Source organism: Streptococcus sp. Marseille-Q5112, from assembly GCF_916700555.1.
Classification (GTDB): Bacteria; Bacillota; Bacilli; order Lactobacillales; family Streptococcaceae; genus Streptococcus; species Streptococcus symci.
Genome location: NZ_CAKAKP010000007.1, coordinates 42,826 through 65,127, shown reverse-complemented (window position 1 = coordinate 65,127; position 22,302 = coordinate 42,826). Strand labels below are relative to the sequence as shown.

Annotated in this window: 20 protein-coding genes and 1 other RNA gene; 18 read left to right on the top strand and 3 right to left on the bottom strand. The window is 41.8% G+C overall.

Annotated elements, in window-relative coordinates; translation table 11 throughout:
• Positions 1 to 116: 116 nt before the first annotated feature.
• Both pbp1a and recU read right to left on the bottom strand, forming a co-directional pair.
• Positions 117 to 2,297: a penicillin-binding protein PBP1A gene (gene pbp1a, locus LG372_RS06360; protein ID WP_042751685.1), complete on the bottom strand. Its 2,181-nt coding sequence runs from the start codon at positions 2,295 to 2,297 to the stop codon at positions 117 to 119.
• Positions 2,294 to 2,890 carry a Holliday junction resolvase RecU gene (gene recU, locus LG372_RS06355; protein ID WP_125409165.1) on the bottom strand — a complete coding sequence of 199 codons (597 nt, stop codon included), beginning with the start codon at positions 2,888 to 2,890 and terminating at the stop codon, positions 2,294 to 2,296. The genes pbp1a and recU overlap by 4 nt, the downstream gene beginning before the upstream one ends.
• A gap of 66 nt (positions 2,891 to 2,956) precedes the next feature.
• On the opposite strand from recU, the gene LG372_RS06350 reads away from it, so the two are divergent.
• The 18 genes from LG372_RS06350 to tig all read left to right on the top strand — a co-directional run bounded on the left by LG372_RS06350 (position 2,957) and on the right by tig (position 19,803).
• Positions 2,957 to 3,484 carry a DUF1273 domain-containing protein gene (locus LG372_RS06350; protein ID WP_225742390.1) on the top strand — a complete coding sequence of 176 codons (528 nt, stop codon included), beginning with the start codon at positions 2,957 to 2,959 and terminating at the stop codon, positions 3,482 to 3,484.
• A gap of 72 nt (positions 3,485 to 3,556) precedes the next feature.
• Positions 3,557 to 3,886 carry a cell division regulator GpsB gene (gene gpsB, locus LG372_RS06345; protein ID WP_070842756.1) on the top strand — a complete coding sequence of 110 codons (330 nt, stop codon included), beginning with the start codon at positions 3,557 to 3,559 and terminating at the stop codon, positions 3,884 to 3,886.
• 20 nt (positions 3,887 to 3,906) lie between these two features.
• Positions 3,907 to 4,288: RNase P RNA component class B (gene rnpB, locus LG372_RS06340), an RNA gene on the top strand.
• 84 nt (positions 4,289 to 4,372) lie between these two features.
• Positions 4,373 to 5,530 (top strand): THUMP domain-containing class I SAM-dependent RNA methyltransferase, encoded by a 1,158-nt coding sequence (locus LG372_RS06335; RefSeq protein ID WP_225742389.1) that lies wholly within the window; start codon positions 4,373 to 4,375, stop codon positions 5,528 to 5,530.
• 12 nt (positions 5,531 to 5,542) lie between these two features.
• Positions 5,543 to 6,931 carry a cell division site-positioning protein MapZ gene (mapZ, locus tag LG372_RS06330; protein WP_225742388.1) on the top strand — a complete coding sequence of 463 codons (1,389 nt, stop codon included), beginning with the start codon at positions 5,543 to 5,545 and terminating at the stop codon, positions 6,929 to 6,931.
• Between the two features lie 75 nt (positions 6,932 to 7,006).
• Positions 7,007 to 8,431, top strand: a complete 1,425-nt coding sequence (gene gndA / locus LG372_RS06325; protein WP_000158778.1) for an NADP-dependent phosphogluconate dehydrogenase — start codon at positions 7,007 to 7,009, stop codon at positions 8,429 to 8,431.
• Between the two features lie 11 nt (positions 8,432 to 8,442).
• Complete coding sequence (locus tag LG372_RS06320) at positions 8,443 to 9,132, top strand: DNA-binding response regulator (protein WP_225742387.1); 690 nt, start codon at positions 8,443 to 8,445, stop codon at positions 9,130 to 9,132.
• Between the two features lie 99 nt (positions 9,133 to 9,231).
• Positions 9,232 to 10,242 carry an N-acetylmuramoyl-L-alanine amidase family protein gene (cbpJ, locus tag LG372_RS06315; RefSeq protein WP_225742386.1) on the top strand — a complete coding sequence of 337 codons (1,011 nt, stop codon included), beginning with the start codon at positions 9,232 to 9,234 and terminating at the stop codon, positions 10,240 to 10,242.
• A 17-nt stretch (positions 10,243 to 10,259) separates the two neighbouring features.
• Positions 10,260 to 11,279 carry an N-acetylmuramoyl-L-alanine amidase family protein gene (gene cbpC, locus LG372_RS06310; protein ID WP_225742385.1) on the top strand — a complete coding sequence of 340 codons (1,020 nt, stop codon included), beginning with the start codon at positions 10,260 to 10,262 and terminating at the stop codon, positions 11,277 to 11,279.
• Between the two features lie 275 nt (positions 11,280 to 11,554).
• Positions 11,555 to 12,433 (top strand): mevalonate kinase, encoded by an 879-nt coding sequence (mvk, locus tag LG372_RS06305; protein ID WP_225742384.1) that lies wholly within the window; start codon positions 11,555 to 11,557, stop codon positions 12,431 to 12,433.
• A complete protein-coding gene (gene mvaD / locus LG372_RS06300) occupies positions 12,415 to 13,368 on the top strand; it encodes a diphosphomevalonate decarboxylase (protein WP_225742383.1) in 954 nt (317 codons plus the stop codon). The genes mvk and mvaD overlap by 19 nt, the downstream gene beginning before the upstream one ends.
• A complete protein-coding gene (locus LG372_RS06295) occupies positions 13,355 to 14,362 on the top strand; it encodes a phosphomevalonate kinase (RefSeq protein WP_225742382.1) in 1,008 nt (335 codons plus the stop codon). The genes mvaD and LG372_RS06295 overlap by 14 nt, the downstream gene beginning before the upstream one ends.
• Complete coding sequence (fni, locus tag LG372_RS06290; protein ID WP_225742381.1) at positions 14,346 to 15,356, top strand: type 2 isopentenyl-diphosphate Delta-isomerase; 1,011 nt, start codon at positions 14,346 to 14,348, stop codon at positions 15,354 to 15,356. Before LG372_RS06295 ends, fni begins: the two co-directional genes overlap by 17 nt.
• 77 nt (positions 15,357 to 15,433) lie before the next feature.
• Entirely contained in the window at positions 15,434 to 16,132 is a 699-nt protein-coding gene (gene liaF / locus LG372_RS06285; protein WP_225742380.1) for a cell wall-active antibiotics response protein LiaF, read from the top strand.
• Entirely contained in the window at positions 16,129 to 17,127 is a 999-nt protein-coding gene (locus LG372_RS06280; protein ID WP_225742379.1) for a sensor histidine kinase, read from the top strand. Before liaF ends, LG372_RS06280 begins: the two co-directional genes overlap by 4 nt.
• Before the next feature lie 10 nt (positions 17,128 to 17,137).
• On the top strand, positions 17,138 to 17,770 hold the full coding sequence (locus LG372_RS06275; protein WP_225742378.1) for a response regulator transcription factor: 633 nt from the start codon (positions 17,138 to 17,140) through the stop codon (positions 17,768 to 17,770).
• Positions 17,771 to 18,427 carry a DNA alkylation repair protein gene (locus LG372_RS06270; protein WP_094753847.1) on the top strand — a complete coding sequence of 219 codons (657 nt, stop codon included), beginning with the start codon at positions 17,771 to 17,773 and terminating at the stop codon, positions 18,425 to 18,427.
• 92 nt (positions 18,428 to 18,519) lie between these two features.
• Complete coding sequence (tig, locus tag LG372_RS06265; RefSeq protein WP_042751668.1) at positions 18,520 to 19,803, top strand: trigger factor; 1,284 nt, start codon at positions 18,520 to 18,522, stop codon at positions 19,801 to 19,803.
• 47 nt (positions 19,804 to 19,850) lie between these two features.
• Here tig and LG372_RS06260 read toward each other — a convergent pair whose 3' ends face one another.
• The gene (locus LG372_RS06260) at positions 19,851 to 22,217 is read right to left on the bottom strand and encodes an ATP-dependent RecD-like DNA helicase (protein WP_225742377.1); all 2,367 of its coding nucleotides are present in this window, start codon (positions 22,215 to 22,217) and stop codon (positions 19,851 to 19,853) included.
• Positions 22,218 to 22,302 lie beyond the last annotated feature (85 nt).

Genomic DNA, 22,302 nt, shown 5'->3' with positions numbered 1-22,302 from the left:
GTATAGAATAAAAAAACCTGAGAAGTACAATTGACCTTCTCAGGTTTTTATTATCTAATTATTGATTGAGCAAAGAACTGATTGAAAAACCACCCAATTTTTGGGTGGTTAGTAATTTATTGTTGCGCTGGTTGAGGATTTTGGTTAGGCTGCCCTTGATTGGTACTTGGTTGTTGTGTCGCCGTATTCTCATTGGTTCCAGCATTGGGAGTAACTGTATTTGAATTTGGATTTGTGTTTGGTGTCGTTACACTTGACTGAGAGGTTGGAGTCTCTGGAGTCTGGTTCGCAGGAGCAGGTGTAGAACTTTGTTGAGTAGCAGGAGCAGTCCATATTGGGCGAGCTCCATTTTTGAATACAAATTCCCCGTTTCTGAAAAGTCCGTCTGGCATCGTCCAGTCTTCTGGATGAGTATCTTCTGATAGATACGTTATCATTGAGCGATAAACTTTAGCTGCAACTAGGAAACCATCTCCAACGATAGGAGTTAAACGATTCGAATAACCTGTCCATACAGCCATAGAATACTTACGAGTATAACCAACAAACATTTCATCTGGAGCTACATAGCCAGTGTTTTTGATGTGTTTTTCAATCTCCTCATCCGTGTAGTTAGATGTACCCGTCTTACCTGCTTGTGGGAGCCAAGATATATAAGCGCCTCGACCTGTACCAGAATATAATACTGTTTTCATCATTTCAGTCATCATGTAGGCGGTTGTTTCTTTCATGGCGCGTGTACCCTGATCAGAAAACTCTTTTGAACTACCATCACTAAAGATAACTTTATTGATATACATTGGTTTGTGGTAGATACCACCATTGGCAAAAGCAGCATAGGCAGCGGCCATTTTTTCACTGCTAGCACCATATTTTTTATTTGATTCAGTTGTATTACTTGAAATAGCGTTAGCATAGACCATAGTTGGGTAATCAATTCCTAGCCCATTTAAGAAAGTTTTAGCCTGGTCTAATCCGACCCTTTCAAGCGTTTCAACTGCTGTAACGTTACGGGATTGTTGGATGGCATATTGAAGGGTAATGTTTCCGAAATATGATTTATCCCAGTTGTAAAGAGGAATATTTGTACCTGGATAGTTGTAAGGAGCATCTTTAAGCATGTATGCTGTTGAGTCATAGATGCCATACTCAAGTGCGGGAGCATAGTCTGTGATTGGTTTCATTGATGATCCCCAGTCACGATTGGTCTCCACAGCCTGGTTGGTGCCGAATGAAACATTACTTGCTTGATGACGAGCACCAAGTTGTGCAATAACGTTACCATTAGATACATCTACAATAGTCGAAGCTACTTGCATGTCATCATCAGGATAAGTGACATATTGGTCGGTGTTATAAACATCCCAGAGTCGTTGTTGGACATCTTTGTCCACATTTGTATAGACATCCATACCTGTAGTAAGAAGGTTGTAACCAGTTTCTTGTTCAACTTGGTCGATTACTTCTTTAAGGTAGTTGTCCATGTATGCAGGATAGCTGTTACCGGATTTCAGGCTTTGTAGACCATCGGTAACAGGGGTATTAATAGCTTTTTCATAATCTTCTGCACTAATGTATTTTTGCCCTTTCATTTCTGAAAGTACCAAGTTACGACGCTCTAGAGCAGCTTCTGGATGGGAATAAGGATCATATTGGTTTGGCGCTTGAGGCATTCCAGCCAAGAGTGCTAACTGTGGCAAGCTTAAGTCCTTCAAGTCTTTTCCATAGTAATTTTGGGCTGCGGTTTGCATTCCATAGTTACCGTTGGACATGTAGACTTTATTGATGTAATAGGTCAGGATTTCTTGCTTGGTTGCTTTTTGCTCTAGTTGAACGGCTAGCCAAGCTTCTTGAGCTTTACGTGACAAGGTTTGATCAGCAGTTGAAGTAGAAAAATAAGTCAATTTAATTAATTGTTGTGTCAAGGTTGAGGCACCTTGTAGACCTCCTCCTTGTAGATTTCTCAATGCTGCTCCCATGATACGAATAGTATCAACACCTCTATGATCAAAAAAACGGTGGTCTTCGATAGACACAATTGCCTTGACTAAGTCAGTAGGAATTTCATTTGCTTGAGCATTTACGCGACGTTCAGATCCAAGGTCAGCAATCAGTTCGTTTTTGTTGTCATAAATCTTGCTAGAGGTTGTCGCAACTAATTTACTTTCAGATAAGGCTGGAGCCTTGCTAACAAAGTAGAGGAAGACACCTCCACCTAATAGAAATAATGCGATAAATAATGTAAGGAACGTAATTCCGATATACTTTAAGAATCGCAGAATAGTTTGTTTGTTCATCTTGTTTTACCACCTAGTAAATGTTCTTTGATAATGTCGAGATAGGGAATTTGAGGGAAAGCCCCTTGCTTTACTAAATATCCATATTCTTGAATATATCCAAGTGGCATAGATTTTTGCCCCTTATCTTGATGATAAAAGCGAATCAAATCAAATGCCGGCAACAAATAAGTTTCTTGTCGAGAAGAAAAATGAAGCAGTACGAAGCAAATGCCCTGCTGTTCTAGGACTTGTTCCATATGTTGAATCTGGTGAAGATGGAAGTTCTTCATTGGAATAGCATTCTTTTGTCGTGTTTCCTTGGCTTCAAAGTCAATGTAATGTCCTCTATACACGCCAGAGTAATCTGTAGTGGAAGCTTGTCTAAAATAGGCTTCTACAATTTTGGCTCGACTACGTTGAGGATAGTCTACTCGAACGATCTGAACAGGCGTTGGCTTTTTATGGATAACTGCCATACCATGCGTCAGATAGTAGTCGTTTGTAGCGTTAATAATCTTTTCAAAAGTCATTCCTCGATTTGCGAAATTTTTTGGTTGAGAAATGGATGTTTGGCTTTTTTTTGATGAAATTTTATGAGGATAGTTGACCATATTTCTCCTTATTGGTACAATAACATCACTCTATTATACCATAAAAATAGAAAGAAAGGTGTAAAAATGACTACAGCTTTAATTATGGGATATTCTAATTTTGACTTGGGTGTCTTTAACGAAAAAGATATCAGGTTAAAAATTATAAAGAAAGCCATTCACCGTGATTTAGAAAGTTTGGCAGAAGAAGGGATTAACTGGCTGGTCTTTACAGGGAACTTGGGATTTGAATCTTGGGTGCTGGATGTCGCAAATGAAATGAAAGAAGAATATGATTTCAGCCTAGCGACCATTTTTGATTTTGAAACACACGGGGAAAATTGGAATGAAGCGAATCAGCTTAAACTTAGCCAATTTAAGCAGGTCGATTTTGTCAAATATGCCTATCCTAAATATGAACATATGGGGCAACTACGAGACTACCAACGATTTTTGCTAGAAAATACTGATTTAGCTTATTTTTTCTATGATCCAGAAAATGAGACAAAATTAAAATTTATGGATACCTTGATGAAAAATCAGGAAGGGTATCGCATAAAAAGGCTAACGTTTGAAGACCTAAATGAGCTAGCAGAAAATTTTTCTGAAAAGTAAGCCTTTGACCTTGATTTTTGTTTGCCTTTTTTTATATAATAATACTATTAGAAACCGAGAATGGAGAGAGAGATGGCAAGTATTATTTTTTCAGCAAAAGATATTTTTGAGCAAGAATTTGGACGTGAAGTCCGTGGATATAGTAAGGTTGAAGTTGATGAATTTTTGGACGATGTCATCAAGGACTACGAAACTTATGCTGCCTTAGTCAAGTCTCTCCGTCAAGAAATTGCAGAGTTGAAGGAAGAATTGTCTCGCAAACCTGAATCTGCAACGGTTCAAGCAGAACCACTTGAAATGACGGCTACAACTTCTATGACGAATTTTGATATTTTGAAACGACTAAATCGTCTTGAGAAAGAAGTATTTGGTAAACAAATTTTGGATAACTCTGATTTATAAGAGCTTATTTGAAAAGTGCAATTTTTGGATAATCGCGTGAGGAGAATTTCTTTTCATGAGGAAAGTCCATGCTAGCACAGGCTGTGATGCCTGTAGTGTTTGTGCTAGGCGAAACCATAAGCCTAGGGACGAGAAATCGTTACGGCAGTTGAAATGGCTAAGTCCTCGGATAGGCCAGAGTAGGCTTGAAAGTGCCACAGTGACGGAGTCTCTCTGGAAACAGAGAGAGTGGAACGCGGTAAACCCCTCAAGCTAGCAACCCAAATTTTGGTCGGGGCATGGAGTACACGGAAACGAACGTAGTACTCTGACTACTTTCAGCTGTAGGCTGTTAGCGGTAGACAGATGATTATCGAAGGAAGTGGTCCTAGTCACTTCTGGAACAAAACATGGCTTATAGAAAATTGCATATAGGTTGGGGCTGAGAAAACTTTCTCAACCTCATTTTTTAAAGTGGACATATAGAAAGGTCTTATAAGACTGAAAATGAAAAAAGAATTTAATTTAATCGCTACTGCTGCAGCGGGTCTTGAGGCTGTTGTGGGACGTGAATTGCGAGAGTTGGGCTACGATTGTCAGGTTGAAAATGGACGTGTTCGTTTTCAAGGAGATGCGAAAGCCATCATCGAAACCAACCTCTGGCTTCGAGCGGCAGACCGTATCAAGATTATCGTAGGAACGTTCCCAGCTAAGACTTTTGAGGAGCTCTTTCAAGGAGTTTTCGCTCTAGATTGGGAAAATTATTTACCACTTGGAGCTCGATTTCCGATTTCAAAAGCCAAATGTGTTAAATCTAAACTTCACAATGAGCCCAGTGTACAGGCTATTTCAAAGAAGGCCGTTGTCAAGAAATTGCAAAAACATTATGCTCGTCCAGAAGGTGTTCCTCTGATGGAGAGTGGTCCTGAGTTTAAGATTGAGGTTTCTATTCTGAAAGATATAGCAACTGTCATGATTGATACGACAGGGACGAGCCTCTTTAAACGTGGCTATCGTACCGAAAAAGGTGGCGCTCCTATCAAGGAAAACATGGCGGCAGCAATTTTGCAACTTTCTAACTGGTATCCAGACAAGCCCTTGATTGATCCGACCTGTGGTTCAGGGACTTTCTGTATCGAGGCGGTCATGATTGCTCGAAAGATGGCTCCAGGACTTCGTCGCTCCTTTGCCTTTGAGGAATGGAACTGGGTCAGCGATCGCTTGATCCAAGAAGTGCGCACAGAGGCGGCTAAGAAAGTAGATCGTGAACTGGAACTGGATATCATGGGCTCTGATATCGATGCACGTATGGTGGAAATTGCTAAGGCCAATGCTCAGGCAGCTGGTGTTGCAGGAGACATTACTTTTAAGCAGATGCGCGTGCAGGATTTACGTTCCGATAAAATTAATGGAGTGATCATCTCTAACCCGCCTTATGGTGAACGCTTGTCAGATGATGCAGGAGTTACCAAGCTTTATGCGGAGATGGGTCAAGTATTTGCACCGCTAAAAACCTGGAGCAAATTTATCCTAACTAGTGATGAAACCTTTGAGACCAAGTACGGTAGTCAGGCGGATAAGAAACGTAAGTTATACAACGGAACCTTGAAAGTTGATTTGTATCAATATTTTGGTCAGCGCGTTAAACGTCAGGAATTAAAGTAGAAAGGAAAACTCATGAGTAAGGAAAGACGTAATCGTCATAAAGCAGAACATCAAGAAGCGCAATTTGATTTTGATGATGCCAAAGAGCTAACAGTTGGAGAAGCCATGCGAAAAAATGAAGAGGTGGAAGCGGGTGTATTGCCTGGAGATTCTATCTTGGACAAGTATGTGAAACAACATAAAGATGAAATTGAGGCAGATAAGTTTGAAACGCGTCAGTTTAGCAAGGATGATTTAGTTGAAAAAGAAGAGGTAGAGGAGATAGAGGAGACTCAGACTCTGGATAATTTGCTTCAAGAACTTCGTGAGGAAACAGGAGTAACTTCTCCAGCTTCAGAAGATGAATTGAGTCAGTTTGATGATTTAGAATTAACACGAGTTTCAGAAACTCCTCTTGTTGAAGCCTCTGAGACTGAAGATATTCCAACACTTTATCGAGTCACAGATAGTGAAGATGGAAAAAGTAAGAAGAAATGGGTGCTTTACGGTATTCTAGCAGCCTTAGTGGTTCTTATCCTTGGAACTGGTTATTATGTTTATCGTCAAGTGGCTCGTTCGACCAAGGAAATCCAAACTTCTCAATCAACTACAAACACGCAGTCAGATGTGGAAGAATTCAATAATTTATATGATGCCTTCTATACAGATAGCAACAAAACGGCTTTGAAGAATAGCCAGTTTGATAAACTGAGTCAACTTAAAACCTTGCTTGATAAGCTAGAAGGTAGTCGTGAATATACGCTTGCAAAATCTAAGTATGATAGTCTAGCAACTCAAATCAAGGCCATTCAAGATGTCAATGCTCAATTTGATAAGCCAGCTATTGTAGATGGAGTTTTGGACACTAACGCTAAAGCTAAATCAGATGCTAAATTTACAGATATTAAAACTGGAAATACGGAGATTGATAAAGTGCTAGATAAGGCTATCAGTCTAGGTAAGAGTCAACAAACAAGTGCTTCAAGTTCTAGCTCAAGCTCAAGTCAAGAAAGTTCAAGTTCATCAACAGAGAGCACTACAGACAACACAAGTCCATCTTCAAGCGCCTCAACAAATAGTTCGGTTTCTGCACGTGATGATAGCCATGGCGGTTTATCAAGTTCTGGAGTTGACCTCCAGAGAGCTTCGAGTCGTGTGCCGTTCAATCAATCAGCTGTTGATGATAGCAATAATTCTGCCTGGGATTTCGCGGATGGTGTCTTGGAAAAAATCCTAGCGACTTCACGCTCACGTGGTTATATCACTGGTAACCAATATATCCTTGAACGTGTTAATATCGTTAATGGCAATGGTTATTACAACCTCTACAAGCCAGATGGAACCTATCTCTTTACCCTTAACTGTAAGACAGGATACTTTGTTGGAAATGGTTCTGGACATGCGGATGCTTTGGACTACTAAGCAGTCGTTACAAAATTCTTTCTTTTCAAAAGTAAAAATGATAAAATAAAACAAATTAAACAAGAGGAGTGTCAAATGACAAAAGCTAACTTTGGTGTCGTAGGTATGGCCGTAATGGGTCGTAACCTTGCCCTTAATATTGAATCTCGTGGTTACACAGTTGCTATTTACAACCGTAGTAAAGAAAAAACTGAAGATGTAATTGCTTGCCATCCTGAAAAGAACTTTGTACCAAGCTATGACGTTGAAAGTTTTGTAAACTCAATCGAAAAACCTCGTCGTATCATGCTCATGGTTCAAGCTGGACCTGGTACAGATGCTACAATTCAAGCCCTTCTTCCACACCTTGACAAGGGTGATATCTTGATCGACGGAGGAAACACTTTCTACAAAGATACCATCCGTCGTAATGAAGAATTGGCAAACTCAGGTATCAACTTTATCGGTACTGGGGTTTCTGGTGGTGAAAAAGGTGCCCTTGAAGGTCCTTCTATCATGCCTGGTGGACAAAAAGAAGCCTACGAATTGGTTGCAGATGTTCTTGAAGAAATCTCAGCTAAAGCACCAGAAGATGGCAAACCATGTGTGACTTACATCGGTCCTGATGGAGCTGGTCACTATGTGAAAATGGTTCACAACGGTATTGAGTATGGTGATATGCAATTGATCGCAGAAAGTTATGACTTGATGCAACACTTGCTAGGCCTTTCTGCAGAAGATATGGCTGAAATCTTTACTGAGTGGAATAAGGGTGAATTGGACAGCTACTTGATCGAAATCACAGCTGATATCTTGAGCCGTAAAGACGATGAAGGCCAAGATGGACCAATCGTAGACTACATCCTTGATGCTGCAGGTAACAAGGGAACTGGTAAATGGACTAGCCAATCATCACTTGATCTTGGTGTGCCTTTGTCACTCATCACTGAGTCAGTATTTGCACGTTACATCTCTACTTACAAAGAAGAACGTGTGCATGCTAGCAAGGTTCTTCCAAAACCAGCTGCCTTCAAATTTGAAGGAGACAAGGCTGAGTTGATTGAAAAAATCCGTCAAGCTCTTTACTTCTCAAAAATCATTTCATACGCACAAGGTTTTGCGCAATTGCGTGTAGCTTCTAAAGAAAACAACTGGAACTTACCATTTGCGGACATCGCATCTATCTGGCGCGATGGCTGTATCATCCGTTCTCGTTTCTTGCAAAAGATTACAGATGCTTACAACCGTGATGCAGACCTGGCTAACCTTCTTTTGGATGAGTACTTCTTGGATGTCACTGCTAAGTACCAACAAGCAGTGCGTGATATCGTAGCTCTTGCTGTTCAAGCTGGTGTGCCAGTGCCAACTTTCTCAGCAGCTATTACTTACTTTGATAGCTACCGTTCAGCTGACCTTCCAGCTAACTTGATCCAAGCGCAACGTGACTACTTTGGTGCCCACACTTACCAACGTAAAGACAAAGAAGGAACCTTCCACTACTCTTGGTATGACGAAAAATAAGTAGGTCTGCCATGGGGAAACGGATTTTATTACTTGAGAAAGAACGAAATCTAGCTCATTTTTTAAGTTTGGAACTCCAAAAAGAGCAATACCGAGTTGATCAGGTTGAGGAGGGGCAAAAAGCCCTCTCCGTTGCTCTTCAGACAGACTATGACTTGATTTTATTGAATGCTCATCTGGGGGATATGACGGCCCAGGATTTTGCAGACAAGCTGAGTCGGACTAAGCCAGCCTCAGTCATCATGGTCTTGGACCATCGCGAAGACTTGCAAGATCAGATTGAGATAATCCAACGCTTTGCCGTTTCTTACATCTATAAGCCGGTTATTATTGATAATTTGGTGGCTCGTATTTCAGCGATTTTCCGAGGTCGGGACTTTATCGACCAGCATTGTAATCAGATGAAGGTTCCAACGTCTTATCGCAATCTGCGTATGGATGTAGAGCATCACACAGTTTATCGTGGCGAGGAAATGATTGCTCTGACTCGTCGTGAGTATGACCTTTTGGCTACTCTTATGGGAAGCAAGAAAGTCCTGACTCGTGAGCAGTTGTTGGAAAGTGTCTGGAAGTATGAAAGTGCGACCGAAACCAATATCGTGGATGTCTATATCCGTTATCTACGTAGCAAGCTTGATGTAAAAGGTCAAAAAAGCTACATTAAAACCGTTCGTGGTGTTGGTTACACCATGCAAGAATAGAGAGCAGTTGCGGTTATGTAACTGCTTTTTTTGAGGGATTTTCTATATATTGACATGCGGTTTGGTCTTTGCTATAATCAGTTATGGAGGATAGGTCTAATGAAAATAATAAAAAAATTGATGCAAATCGCATTAGCAGTCTTTTTCTTCGGTTTGCTAGCAACAAGTGCAGTATTGGCGGATGATGCTGATTCAGAAGGCTGGCAATTTGTCCAAGAAAATGGTAGAACCTACTACAAGAAGGGGGACCTAAAAGAAACCTACTGGCGAGTGATTGATGGGAAGTACTATTATTTTGATCCTTTATCTGGAGAGATGGTGGTCGGCTGGCAATATATTCCGTTTCCATCTAAAGGTAGTACAATTGGTCCTTATCCTAATGGTATAAGATTAGAAGGTTCCCCAATGCCAGAATGGTACTACTTTGACAAAAATGGAGTGCTACAAGAGTTTGTTGGTTGGGAAGCATTAGAGGTTAAAACTAAAGACAGCGTTGGAAGAAAGTATGGGGAAAAACGTACAAATCCGGAAGATAAAGAAGAGAAGAGTTTTTACACGAACTATTACTTTAATCAAGATCATTCTTTAAAGACAGGTTGGCTTTATGACCAGTCTAACTGGTATTATCTAGCTAAAACAGAAATTAATGGAGAAGACTATATTGGTGGTGAAATACGTACAGGTTGGATAAATGATGGTTCAGCTTGGTACTATCTAGATCCAACAACTGGTATCATGCAAACTGGTTGGAAACAACTTGGCAATAAATGGTACTACCTCCGTTCATCAGGAGCTATGACAACTGGCTGGTATCAGGAAGGCTCAACTTGGTACTATTTAGATGCTGAAAATGGCGATATGAAAACAGACTGGCAATATCTTGGTAACAAGTGGTACTATCTCCGTTCATCAGGAGCTATGGCAACTGGTTGGGTGAAAGATGGTTCAACTTGGTACTATCTAAATGCAGGTAATGGAGATATGAAGACAGGTTGGACCAAAGTAGGTGGAAACTGGTATTATCTCAATTCCTCTGGAGCAATGGTTACAGGTAGCCAAACTATCGATGGTAAAGTTTATAATTTCGCCTCATCTGGTGAGTGGATTTAATGTTGGAGGACATATAAATGAAACTTTTTAAAAAAACTATGCAAGTTGGACTAACAGCATTTTTCTTTGGTTTGCTAGCTACAAATACTGTATTTGCGGATACCACAGGTGGCCAATTTGTTGATAAGGATAATAGAAAATATTATGTAAAAGATGATCATAAAGCAATCTATTGGCATAAAATAGACGGTAAAACTTACTATTTTGGTGATAAAGGAGAAATGGTAGTTGGATGGCAATACGTAGAAATTCATGGAACAGGTTATCGTGATAATTTATTTAATAATCGTCCAGTCTTAGAAATTGGCCTTCAGGAGAAGTGGTACTATTTTGGACAAGATGGTGCTTTGCTAGAACAAACAGATAAACAAGTACTAGAGGCAAAAACGTCTGAAAATACAGGAAAAGTATACGGTGAACAATATGCTCCATCTGCTGAAAAGAGAACTTATTATTTTGATAATAATTATGCTGTAAAGACAGGTTGGACTTATGAAGACGGCAATTGGTATTATTTAAATAAGCTAGGAATTTCTGGCGATGATTCTTACAATCCACTACCAATTGGTGAAGTTGCTAAGGGTTGGACTCAAGATTTCCATGTTACTTTTGGCATTGATAGAAGCAAACCTGCTCCGTGGTATTACCTAGACCCAGAAACTGGCATTATGCAAACTGGTTGGAAACAACTTGGCAATAAGTGGTACTACCTCCGTTCATCAGGAGCTATGGCAACTGGCTGGTATCAAGAAGGTTCGACTTGGTATTATCTAGATGCTGAAAATGGTGATATGAAAACGGGCTGGCAATACCTTGGTAACAAGTGGTACTATCTCCGTTCATCAGGAGCTATGGCAACTGGTTGGTATCAAGATGGTTCAACTTGGTACTACCTAAATGCAAGTAATGGAGATATGAAGATAGGCTGGTTCCAGGTCAATGGCAAATGGTACTATGCTTACAACTCAGGTGCTTTGGCAGTGAATACGACCGTAGATGGCTATTCTGTCAATTATAATGGCGAATGGGTTCAATAATGAAAGAGGCGATTGTGAAGGAAACAATCGCTTTTTTTGTGAAAATATAATAAAATAGATAGGAGAGAATAAATACTTGTAGGAAAAAATAATACTCTTCGAAAATTAAATTCAAACCACGTCAGCGTTGCCTTACCGTAGCTATGGTTACTGACTTCGTCAGTTCTATCCACAACCTCAAAACAGTGTTTTGAGCAACCTGCGGCTAGCTTCCTAGTTTGCTTTTTGATTTTCATTGAGTATGAGACGGCTTTTTCGTCTAGCAAAAGGAAAAAATGACAAAAAAGGTTGGTGTCGGTCAGGCACATAGTAAGATTATTTTAATAGGGGAGCATGCGGTCGTTTACGGTTATCCTGCTATTTCCTTGCCCCTTTTGGAGGTGGAGGTGACTTGTAAGGTAGTTCCTGCAGCGAGTCCTTGGCGTCTCTATGAGGAAGATACCTTGTCCATGGCAGTTTATGCTTCGCTGGAGTATTTGGATATCAAAGAATCCTGCATTCGCTGTGAGATTGACTCGGCTATCCCTGAGAAGCGGGGAATGGGTTCGTCAGCTGCTATCAGCATAGCGGCTATTCGTGCGGTTTTTGACTACTATGAGGCAGAACTGCCTCATGATGTATTAGAAATCTTGGTCAATCGGGCTGAGATGATTGCTCATATGAATCCGAGTGGTTTGGATGCCAAGACCTGTCTCAGTGACCAGCCTATTCGCTTTATTAAGAATGTAGGATTTACAGAGCTTGAGATGGATTTATCTGCCTATTTGGTGATTGCTGATACAGGCGTTTATGGCCATACTCGTGAAGCCATCCAAGTGGTTCAAAGCAAGGGGAAGGATGCCCTGCCGTTTTTGCATGCCCTGGGAGAATTGACCCAGCAAGCAGAAGAAGCGATTTCACAAAAAGATGCTGAAGGACTGGGACAAATCCTCAGTCAAGCGCATTTACATCTAAAAGAAATTGGTGTTAGTAGCCCTGAGGCGGATTCTCTAGTTGAAACGGCTCTTAGCCATGGTGCTCTGGGTGCCAAGATGAGCGGTGGTGGACTAGGAGGCTGTATCATAGCCTTGGCAGATAATTTAACACACGTACAAGAACTAGCAGAAAGATTAGAAGAGAAAGGAGCTGTTCAGACATGGATCGAGAGCCTGTAACAGTACGTTCCTACGCAAATATTGCTATTATCAAATATTGGGGAAAGAAAAAAGAAAAAGAGATGGTGCCTGCTACTAGCAGTATCTCTCTGACTTTGGAAAATATGTACACAGAGACGACTCTGTCATCTCTACCGACGGATGCGACAGCTGATGTCTTTTATATCAATGGTCAGTTACAAAATGAGGCGGAGCATGCTAAGATGAGTAAGATTATTGATCGTTACCGTCCAGAAGGTGAGGGCTTTGTCCGTATAGATACTCAAAACAATATGCCTACCGCAGCGGGCTTGTCATCAAGTTCTAGTGGTTTGTCCGCCCTGGTCAAGGCTTGTAATGCTTATTTCAAGCTTGGATTTACTCGGAGTCAGTTAGCGAAGGAAGCTAAGTTTGCCTCAGGATCTTCCTCTCGGAGTTTTTATGGACCACTAGGCGCTTGGGATAAGGATAGTGGGGAAATTTACCCTGTAGAGACAGACTTGAAACTAGCTATGATTATGTTGGTGCTGGAGGACAAGAAAAAACCAATCTCCAGTCGTGACGGTATGAAACTCTGTGTGGAAACTTCGACGACTTTTGATGACTGGGTTCGTCAGTCTGAGAAGGACTATCAGGATATGCTGGTTTACCTCAAGGAAAGTGATTTTGCCAAGGTTGGGGAATTAACGGAGGAAAATGCCCTGGCTATGCATGCTACGACCAAAACAGCATCACCAGCCTTTTCTTATCTGACGGACGCCTCTTATGAAGCCATGGACTTTGTTCGCCAGCTTCGTGAGCAAGGGGAAGCCTGCTACTTTACTATGGATGCTGGTCCCAATGTCAAAGTCCTCTGTCAAGAGAAAGACTTGGAGCATTTATCAGAAATCTTCAGTCAACGTTATCGCTTAATTGTGTCAAAAACAAAGGATTTGAGCCAAGATGATTGCTGTTAAAACTTGCGGGAAACTCTATTGGGCAGGTGAATATGCTATTCTAGAGCCAGGGCAGTTAGCCTTGATAAAGGCCATTCCCATCTATATGAAGGGCGAGATTGCTTTTTCTGATAGTTACCGTATCTATTCAGATCTGTTTGATTTCACAGTAGATTTGACACCAAATCCTGACTATAGCTTGATTCAAGAAACAATTGCTTTAGTGCAAGATTTCCTTGTTTATCGTGGGCAGACCTTGCGACCTTTTTCTTTGGAAATCCGAGGAAAAATGGAACGAGAAGGGAAAAAGTTTGGTCTAGGTTCTAGCGGTAGCGTCGTTGTCTTGGTTATCAAGGCTTTACTGGCTCTGTATAAGCTTTCGGTTGATCAGGATCTCTTGTTCAAGCTGGCCAGTGCGGTCTTGCTCAAGCGCGGAGACAATGGTTCTATGGGGGACATTGCCTGTATTGTGGCAGAGGAATTGGTTCTCTACCAGTCATTTGATCGCCAGAAGGTGGCTGCTTGGTTGAAAGAAGAAAACTTGGCGACAGTTTTAGAGCGTGATTGGGGCTTTTCAATTTCGCAAGTGAAACCAACTTTAGAATGTGATTTCCTAGTGGGATGGACCAAGGAAGTGGCTGTATCGAGTCACATGGTCCAGCAAATCAAACAAAACATCAATCAGAATTTTTTAAGTTCCTTAAAAGAAACGGTAGTTTCTTTGGTAGAAGCCTTGGAGCAGGGGAAATCAGAAAAAATTATCGAGCAAGTAGAAGGAGCCAGCAAGCTCTTAGAAGGCTTGAGCACAGATATTTACACGCCTTCGCTCAGACAGTTGAAAGAAAGCAGTCAAGATTTGCAAGCTGTTGCCAAGAGTAGCGGCGCTGGTGGTGGTGATTGTGGTATTGCCTTGAGTTTTGATGAGCAATCAACTGAAACCCTAAAAAATCGTTGGGCCGATCTGGGGATTGAGCTCTTATACCAAGAAAGGATAGGACATGACGACAAATCGTAAGGATGAGCACATCCGCTATGCCCTTGAGCAGAAAAGTTCCTATAATAGCTTTGATGAGGTGGAGTTGATTCATTCTTCCTTGCCTCTTTACGACCTGGATGAAATCGATCTGTCGACAGAGTTTGCTGGTCGAAAGTGGGATTTTCCTTTTTATATCAATGCCATGACAGGTGGGAGTGAAAAAGGTAAAGAAATCAATCAAAAGTTGGCTCAAGTGGCAGAAACCTGTGGAATTTTATTTGTGACGGGTTCTTATAGCGCAGCCCTTAAGGATCCAACAGACGACACTTTTTCTGTCAAGTGTGATCATCCAAATCTCCTTCTTGGAACCAATATTGGATTAGACAAGCCTGTCGCGTTCGGTCTTCAGACTGTAGAAGAGATGAATCCTTTACTTTTACAAGTGCATGTCAATGTTATGCAGGAATTGCTCATGCCTGAGGGAGAAAGGAAGTTCAGATGCTGGCAATCGCATCTAGCAGACTATAGCAAGCAAATCCCCGTTCCGATTGTCCTCAAGGAAGTTGGCTTTGGAATGGATGTGAAGACCATCGAAAGAGCCTATGAACTAGGCGTTCGAACCTTTGACCTGTCAGGTCGTGGTGGCACCAGCTTTGCTTATATCGAAAACCGTCGCAGTGGTCAACGTGACTACCTCAATCAATGGGGCCAGTCCACCATGCAGGCCCTTATCAATGCCCAAGACTGGAAAGATAAGGTCGAACTCTTGGTCAGTGGAGGGGTTCGGAATCCGCTGGATATGATTAAGTGCCTGGTCTTTGGTGCCAAGGCTGTAGGACTGTCTCGAACAGTTCTGGAATTGATTGAAAGCTACACAGTCGAAGAAGTGATTGGTATTGTCCAAGGCTGGAAAGACGATCTGCGTTTGATTATGTGTGCCCTTAATTGTGCCACCATAGCAGAACTGCAAAAAGTAGACTATCTTCTTTATGGAAAATTAAAAGAAGCAAAGGATCAGATGAAAAAGGCGTAACCACCGCCTTTTTTTCCATCTTCAGACCGAGGTGACTTTTTTGAATTGTGATAAAATAGAAGGGAGAGGATGCACCTATGAGAAAATTTAAAATCTTTTTATTTATTGAAGCTTGTCTTTTGACAGGAGCTCTGATTTTGATGGTTTCAGAGCATTTTTCGCGTTTTCTGCTGATTTTATTCCTCTTTTTGCTTTTGATTCGCTATTACACTGGTAAAGAGGGCAATAATCTTCTTTTAGTGGTGGCAACCATTCTCTTCTTTTTCATCGTCATGCTCAATCCCTTTGTGATTCTAGCTATTTTTGTTGCTGTCATCTATAGCCTCTTTCTTCTTTATCCGATGATGAACCAGGAAAAAGAGCAGACCAATTTGGTTTTTGAAGAGGTGGTAACGGTTAAGAAGGAGAAAAATCGTTGGTTTGGCAATCTCCATCATTTTTCAAGCTACCAGACTTGCCAGTTTGATGATATCAATCTCTTTCGCCTCATGGGCAAGGACACTGTTCATCTGGAGAGGGTCATCCTAACCAATCACGATAATGTTATTATCCTCAGAAAGATGGTAGGAACGACCAAAATCATCGTACCTGTAGATGTGGAAGTCAGTCTCAGCGTTAACTGTCTCTATGGTGATTTGACTTTTTTCAACCAGCCCAAGCGAGCCCTTCGCAATGAACACTATCATCAAGAAACAAGAGACTATCTTAAGAGTAACAAGAGTGTCAAGATTCTCTTGACCACTGTGATTGGAGATGTGGAGGTGGTTAGAGGATGAAAAAACAAGCCTATGTAATCATTGCTCTCACCTCCATCCTGTTTGTCTTATTTTTCTCCCACAGCCTGCTGGAAATTCTTAACTTTGACTGGTCTATTTTCTTGCATGATGTCGAAAAAACAGAAAAATTTGTCTTTTTGTTGTTGGTATTCAGCCTGTCCATAACCTGTCTCTTAGCTCTGTTTTGGAGAGGTGTTGAAGAGCTTTCTCTAAGAAAAATGCAGGCTAATCTCAAGCGTTTGTCGGCAGGGAAAGAAGTGGTTCAGGTTGCAGATCCAGATTTGGATGCCAGTTTCAAGTCCTTGTCAGGCAAACTTAACCTTTTGACAGAAGCACTTCAAAAGGCTGAAAATCACAGCCTTGCTCAGGAAGAGGAAATCATTGAGAAGGAAAGAAAGCGGATTGCTCGGGATTTGCACGATACAGTCAGTCAGGAGTTGTTTGCGGCCCACATGATTTTATCGGGTATCAGTCAGCAGGCTTTGAAATTGGATAGAGAAAAGATGCAGATCCAGTTGCAGAGTGTCACAGCTATTTTAGAAACCGCCCAGAAGGATTTGCGGGTCTTGCTCCTGCACTTGCGCCCAGTTGAGCTGGAGCAGAAGAGTCTGGTTGAAGGGATTCAAATCCTTTTAAAAGAGCTTGAGGACAAGAGTGATCTAAAGGTTAGTTTCAAGCAAAATGTGACGAAATTGCCCAAGAAAATCGAGGAGCATATCTTCCGCATTTTGCAGGAGTTGATTAGCAATACACTTCGCCATGCCCAGGCCTCTTGTCTGGATGTTTATCTCTATCAGACAGATGCTGAATTGCAGCTGAAGGTGGTGGACAATGGGATTGGGTTCCAGCTGGGGAGTTTAGACGACCTGAGTTATGGACTCCGCAATATCAAGGAGCGGGTTGAAGATATGGCAGGAAGGGTTCAACTATTGACAGCTCCAAAGCAAGGACTGGCGGTTGATATCCGTATTCCCTTGTTAGACAATGAATTATAAAGGAGTAGAGATGAGAATTTTACTGGTAGATGACCATGAAATGGTCCGATTGGGCTTGAAAAGCTACTTTGACCTCCAAGACGATGTAGAAGTTGTGGGCGAGGCTGCCAACGGATCTCAGGGTATTGAGTTGGCATTGGAACTGCGTCCAGATGTCATTGTCATGGATATCGTTATGCCTGAGATGAATGGAATTGATGCGACCTTGGCTATCCTCAAAGAATGGCCTGAAGCCAAGATTTTGATTGTGACTTCGTACTTGGACAATGAAAAAATCATGCCTGTCTTGAATGCTGGTGCTAGAGGCTATATGCTTAAGACTTCTAGTGCAGACGAACTACTCCATGCCGTCCGTAAGGTGGCTGCTGGAGAGTTGGCCATTGAGCAAGAGGTCAGCAAGAAGGTCGAATACCACCGCAATCACATAGAACTACATGAGGACCTGACTGCGCGTGAGCGAGATGTTCTCCAACTCATCGCCAAGGGCTACGAAAATCAGCGCATCGCAGACGAACTCTTTATCTCTCTCAAGACGGTCAAGACGCACGTGTCTAACATTCTTGCCAAACTTGAGGTCAGCGATCGTACCCAGGCAGCGGTCTATGCCTTTCAGCACCACTTGGTGGGGCATGAGGAGTTTTAGATGAGTCTAACAGATTTACATGAGGAGCTAGAAGCAGCAAAGAATCCTAAAAAATCAGGGGCTATGGAGGCCTATATGCACCATCAATTTTCCTTTCTAGGCGTTGCGGCGCCAGAAAGAAATAAACTCTATAAAAAATACTTTCCAGAAGCGAAAAAAACAAAGATTATCGATTGGGATTTTGTAGATACTTGCTGGAGAAAGGAGCCTAGAGAATACCAATATGTAGCTGCTAATTATTTGAAAGCCATGCAGTCTTATCTAAAGGACAGCGATTTGCCTAAGCTAGAGCAGTTGGTTGTTACCAAGTCTTGGTGGGATACGGTAGATATTCTAGATCGAGTAGTAGGGAGTTTGGTGTATGACAAGCCGGAACTGGAAAAAATAATCCTCCAATGGAGTCTATCAGATAATATCTGGCTGAGACGGATCGCTATTGACCACCAGTTGTTAAGAAAAGAGAAGACCAATGTTCAATTAATGGAAAAGATTCTGCTTCATAATTTGAACCAAGCAGAGTTCTTTATCAATAAAGCCATTGGCTGGGCTCTAAGAGACTACTCCAAAACCAATCCAACTTGGGTAGCAGGCTTCATTGAGAAAAACAAGGAAAGAATGGCTGACCTTAGTATCAAAGAAGCAAGCAAGTACCTCTAGCGTGATTGAAAAGCGCATTCATTACTTGAAAAAAATCGCCCATTTATGTTATAATAGACTGTATTTAAAAAATTTTAAGGAGAAATGACAGAATGTCTGTATCATTTGAAAACAAAGAAACAAACCGTGGTGTCTTGACTTTCACTATCTCTCAAGACCAAATCAAACCAGAATTGGACCGTGTCTTCAACTCAGTGAAGAAATCTCTTAATGTTCCAGGTTTCCGTAAAGGTCACCTTCCACGCCCTATCTTCGACAAAAAATTTGGTGAAGAGTCACTTTACCAAGACGTTATGAACGCTCTTTTGCCAAATGCTTATGAAGCAGCTGTAAAAGAAGCTGGTCTTGAAGTGGTTGCTCAACCAAAAATTGATGTAACTTCAATGGAAAAAGGTCAAGACTGGGTTATCACTGCTGAAGTCGTTACAAAACCTGAAGTAAAATTGGGTGACTACAAAAACCTTGAAGTATCAGTTGATGTAGAAAAAGAAGTAACTGACGCTGACGTTGAAGAGCGTATCGAACGTGAACGCAACAACTTGGCTGAATTGGTTATCAAGGAAGCTGCTGCTGAAAACGGCGACACTGTTGTCATCGACTTCGTTGGTTCTATCGACGGTGTTGAATTTGATGGCGGAAAAGGTGAAAACTTCTCACTTGGACTTGGTTCAGGTCAATTCATCCCAGGTTTCGAAGACCAATTGGTAGGTCACTCAGCTGGCGAAACTGTTGACGTTATCGTAACATTCCCAGAAGACTACCAAGCAGAAGACCTTGCAGGTAAAGAAGCTAAATTCGTGACAACTATCCACGAAGTTAAAGCTAAAGAAGTTCCAGCTCTTGACGATGAACTTGCAAAAGATATCGACGAAGAAGTTGAAACACTTGCTGAATTGAAAGAAAAATACCGCAAAGAATTAGCTGCTGCTAAAGAAGAAGCTTACAAAGATGCAGTAGAAGGTGCAGCAATTGATAAAGCTGTAGAAAACGCTGAAATCGTAGAACTTCCAGAAGAAATGATCCACGAAGAAGTTCACCGTTCAGTTAATGAATTCCTTGGAAACTTGCAACGTCAAGGTATCAACCCTGACATGTACTTCCAAATCACTGGAACTACTCAAGAAGACCTTCACAAACAATACGAGGGAGAAGCTGAGTCACGTACGAAGACTAACCTTGTTATCGAAGCAGTTGCGAAAGCTGAAGGATTTGACGCTTCAGAAGAAGAAATCCAAAAAGAAGTTGAGCAATTGGCAACAGACTACAACATGGAAGTGGCTCAAGTACAAAGCTTGCTTTCAGCTGATATGTTGAAACATGATATCACAATCAAAAAAGCTGTTGAATTGATCACAAGCACAGCAACAGTTAAATAATCTTAATAAACAAAAATCCCACCTGAATTGGTGGGTTTTCTTGTGTACTATTTTCCAAAAATCTCTTTGAGATCTGCGTCTGTAATCCCAATCATGGCTGGGATGCTATCCCAGTTTTCTTCGGTTAGGATGTAGGATTGTTCAGAGGTACTTGATGTGATTATTTCAGAGACAGCTGGTTGCTTTTCTTCAACATTCTCCAATAAATCACTGAAGCGTTCAATCAGATAGGTTTTTCGGGCAGTTCCGATGTGTTGGGTAGCATAGTCAAAGGCCTGTAATTCGCCTAGTAAGATAAGCTTGCTTTTGGCGCGTGTAATGGCTGTATAGATGAGATTGCGCTCCAGCATACGCCTACTAGCACTAGTGATAGGTAGGATGACAACAGGGAACTCACTTCCCTGGGACTTATGGATACTCATGGCATAGGCCAGGCGAATCTTGTACCATTCGTTACGTGGGTAAGAGACCTCGTTGCCATCAAAATCAATGACAATTTCGTCTTGTTTCGACTCGGTGTATTTACCAGGAATCAGGTCTGTGATAGTTCCTAAATCTCCATTAAAGACATTGATTTCAGCATCATTGACCAAGTGAATGACCTTGTCGCCCTTACGATAGTGGCACTGGGGAGCTTCAAAACTGAGTTGGTCTTTTTGTGGTGGATTAAGCAGGTCTTGCATGAGTTGGTTGATGGCATCAATCCCTGCAGTTCCTCGGTACATAGGAGCCAGAACTTGGATATCACGGGCAGGAATACCATTTCTGAGGGCGGCATCTAAGATTTTTTCAATCGTAGCAGGAATATGTCCGCTAGCAATTTCAAAGTAGGAACGGTCTGCTTTTTTCTGGGTGAAATCAGCTGGCAGGATGCCCTGTCTAATCTGACTAGCTAGGGTTACGATGGTTGATTCTTCACTTTGCCGATAAATTTTTTCCAAGCGAGTCTGAGGAATCAAGGGAATATGAAGCAGATCCGCTAGAACCTGTCCAGGGCTGACAGACGGTAGTTGGTCGCTGTCACCCACGATGAGGATCTTACTGTTCGAAGAGATGTTGGAGAAGAGTTGGTTGGCCAGCCAAGTATCCACCATGGAAAATTCATCCACGATGATAAAGTCAGCATCCAGATAATCTTCCAGATGACTGGTATCATCGTCCCCTGTCATTCCCAAATGGCGGTGTATGGTCGCGCTAGGCAAACCTGTCAATTCATTCATGCGCCGAGCGGCTCGTCCAGTTGGAGCAGCAAGAAGAATAGGTAGGTTGCTTTTTTTCCTGAGGTCAAGTCCTTCTAAAAGGGCATAAACAGCTATGATCCCATTGATAACCGTTGTCTTACCAGTACCAGGTCCACCTGTTAGGATAAAGACCTTGTTCTGGATAGCATCACAAATAGCTTGTTTTTGAATGTTATCATACTCAATCTCCAAATCTTCTTCGACAGTAGCGATATGTTTTTGAATGGTTTTTAAATCCTGGCTCTTCTGTTTTCCTTTTTCAAGGATACGAACCAAGTGACTGCGGATGCCTTCCTCGGCGAAAAAGAGGCTGTTGTCAAAAATCTTGGTATCAATCTGCTGAACCTTGTCTTCTTCGATCAGGTAGGAGAGTTCTTGGGCCACTTGGCTGGGATCCAGTTCCACGGGGCGGGAAGACTCAAGTAGGGTTAGAGTTTGTTCTAGCAGATCTCGTGCTTCAACATAGGTGTCCCCTGTTTCCATACAGGCCTGAAAAAGACTGTGAACTAGACCGGCGCGGAAGCGTTCAGGAGCCTGACTTTCTATGCCTAGTTCTTCCGCTAATTGGTCAGCAATGGTAAAGCCCAAGCCCTTTATATCCTCGACTAACTGGTAGGGATAATTTTCAACCACATCAAGGGTTTCTTCCTTGTAAAAGTCTTGAATCTGAAAGGCTAGTTTGTTGGGAATGCCGTAGTTGGCTAGCTTGGCCAAGACCATCTCTGTTCCGTAGTTGAGGCGGAGAGTAGAGACGAAGGCCTCGCGATTTTTAGCAGAGAGTCCTGAGATACCTTCTAGCTTTTCTGGGTGTTGCAGAATTTCGTCAATGGTATTGTCGCCATAGGTATCTACAATTTTCTGAGCTGTCTTGAGACCAATCCCCTTGAAATGGCTACTTGAAAAGTACTTAACCAATCCCTTGCTAGTTGGTTTTGAGCGTTCATACCGGCTGATTTGCAGTTGCTCCCCATACTTGGAGTGCTGGACAATCTGTCCCCAAAAGGTATAGTCTTCTCCCTCGATCACGTCGGCCATGGTACCCGTGACAATGATTTCAAAATCATCAAAATCCTCTGCGTCTGTATCTTCGATTTCTAGGAGGAGGATACGATAAAAATTACTGGGATTTTCAAAAATAATCCGTTCAATGGTTCCTGAAAAATAAACTTCCATAAGATTCCTTTGCATAAATAGGTGAGAGTTAATACTCTTCGAAAATCAAATTCAAACCACGTCAGCTTCGCCTTGCCGTACTCAA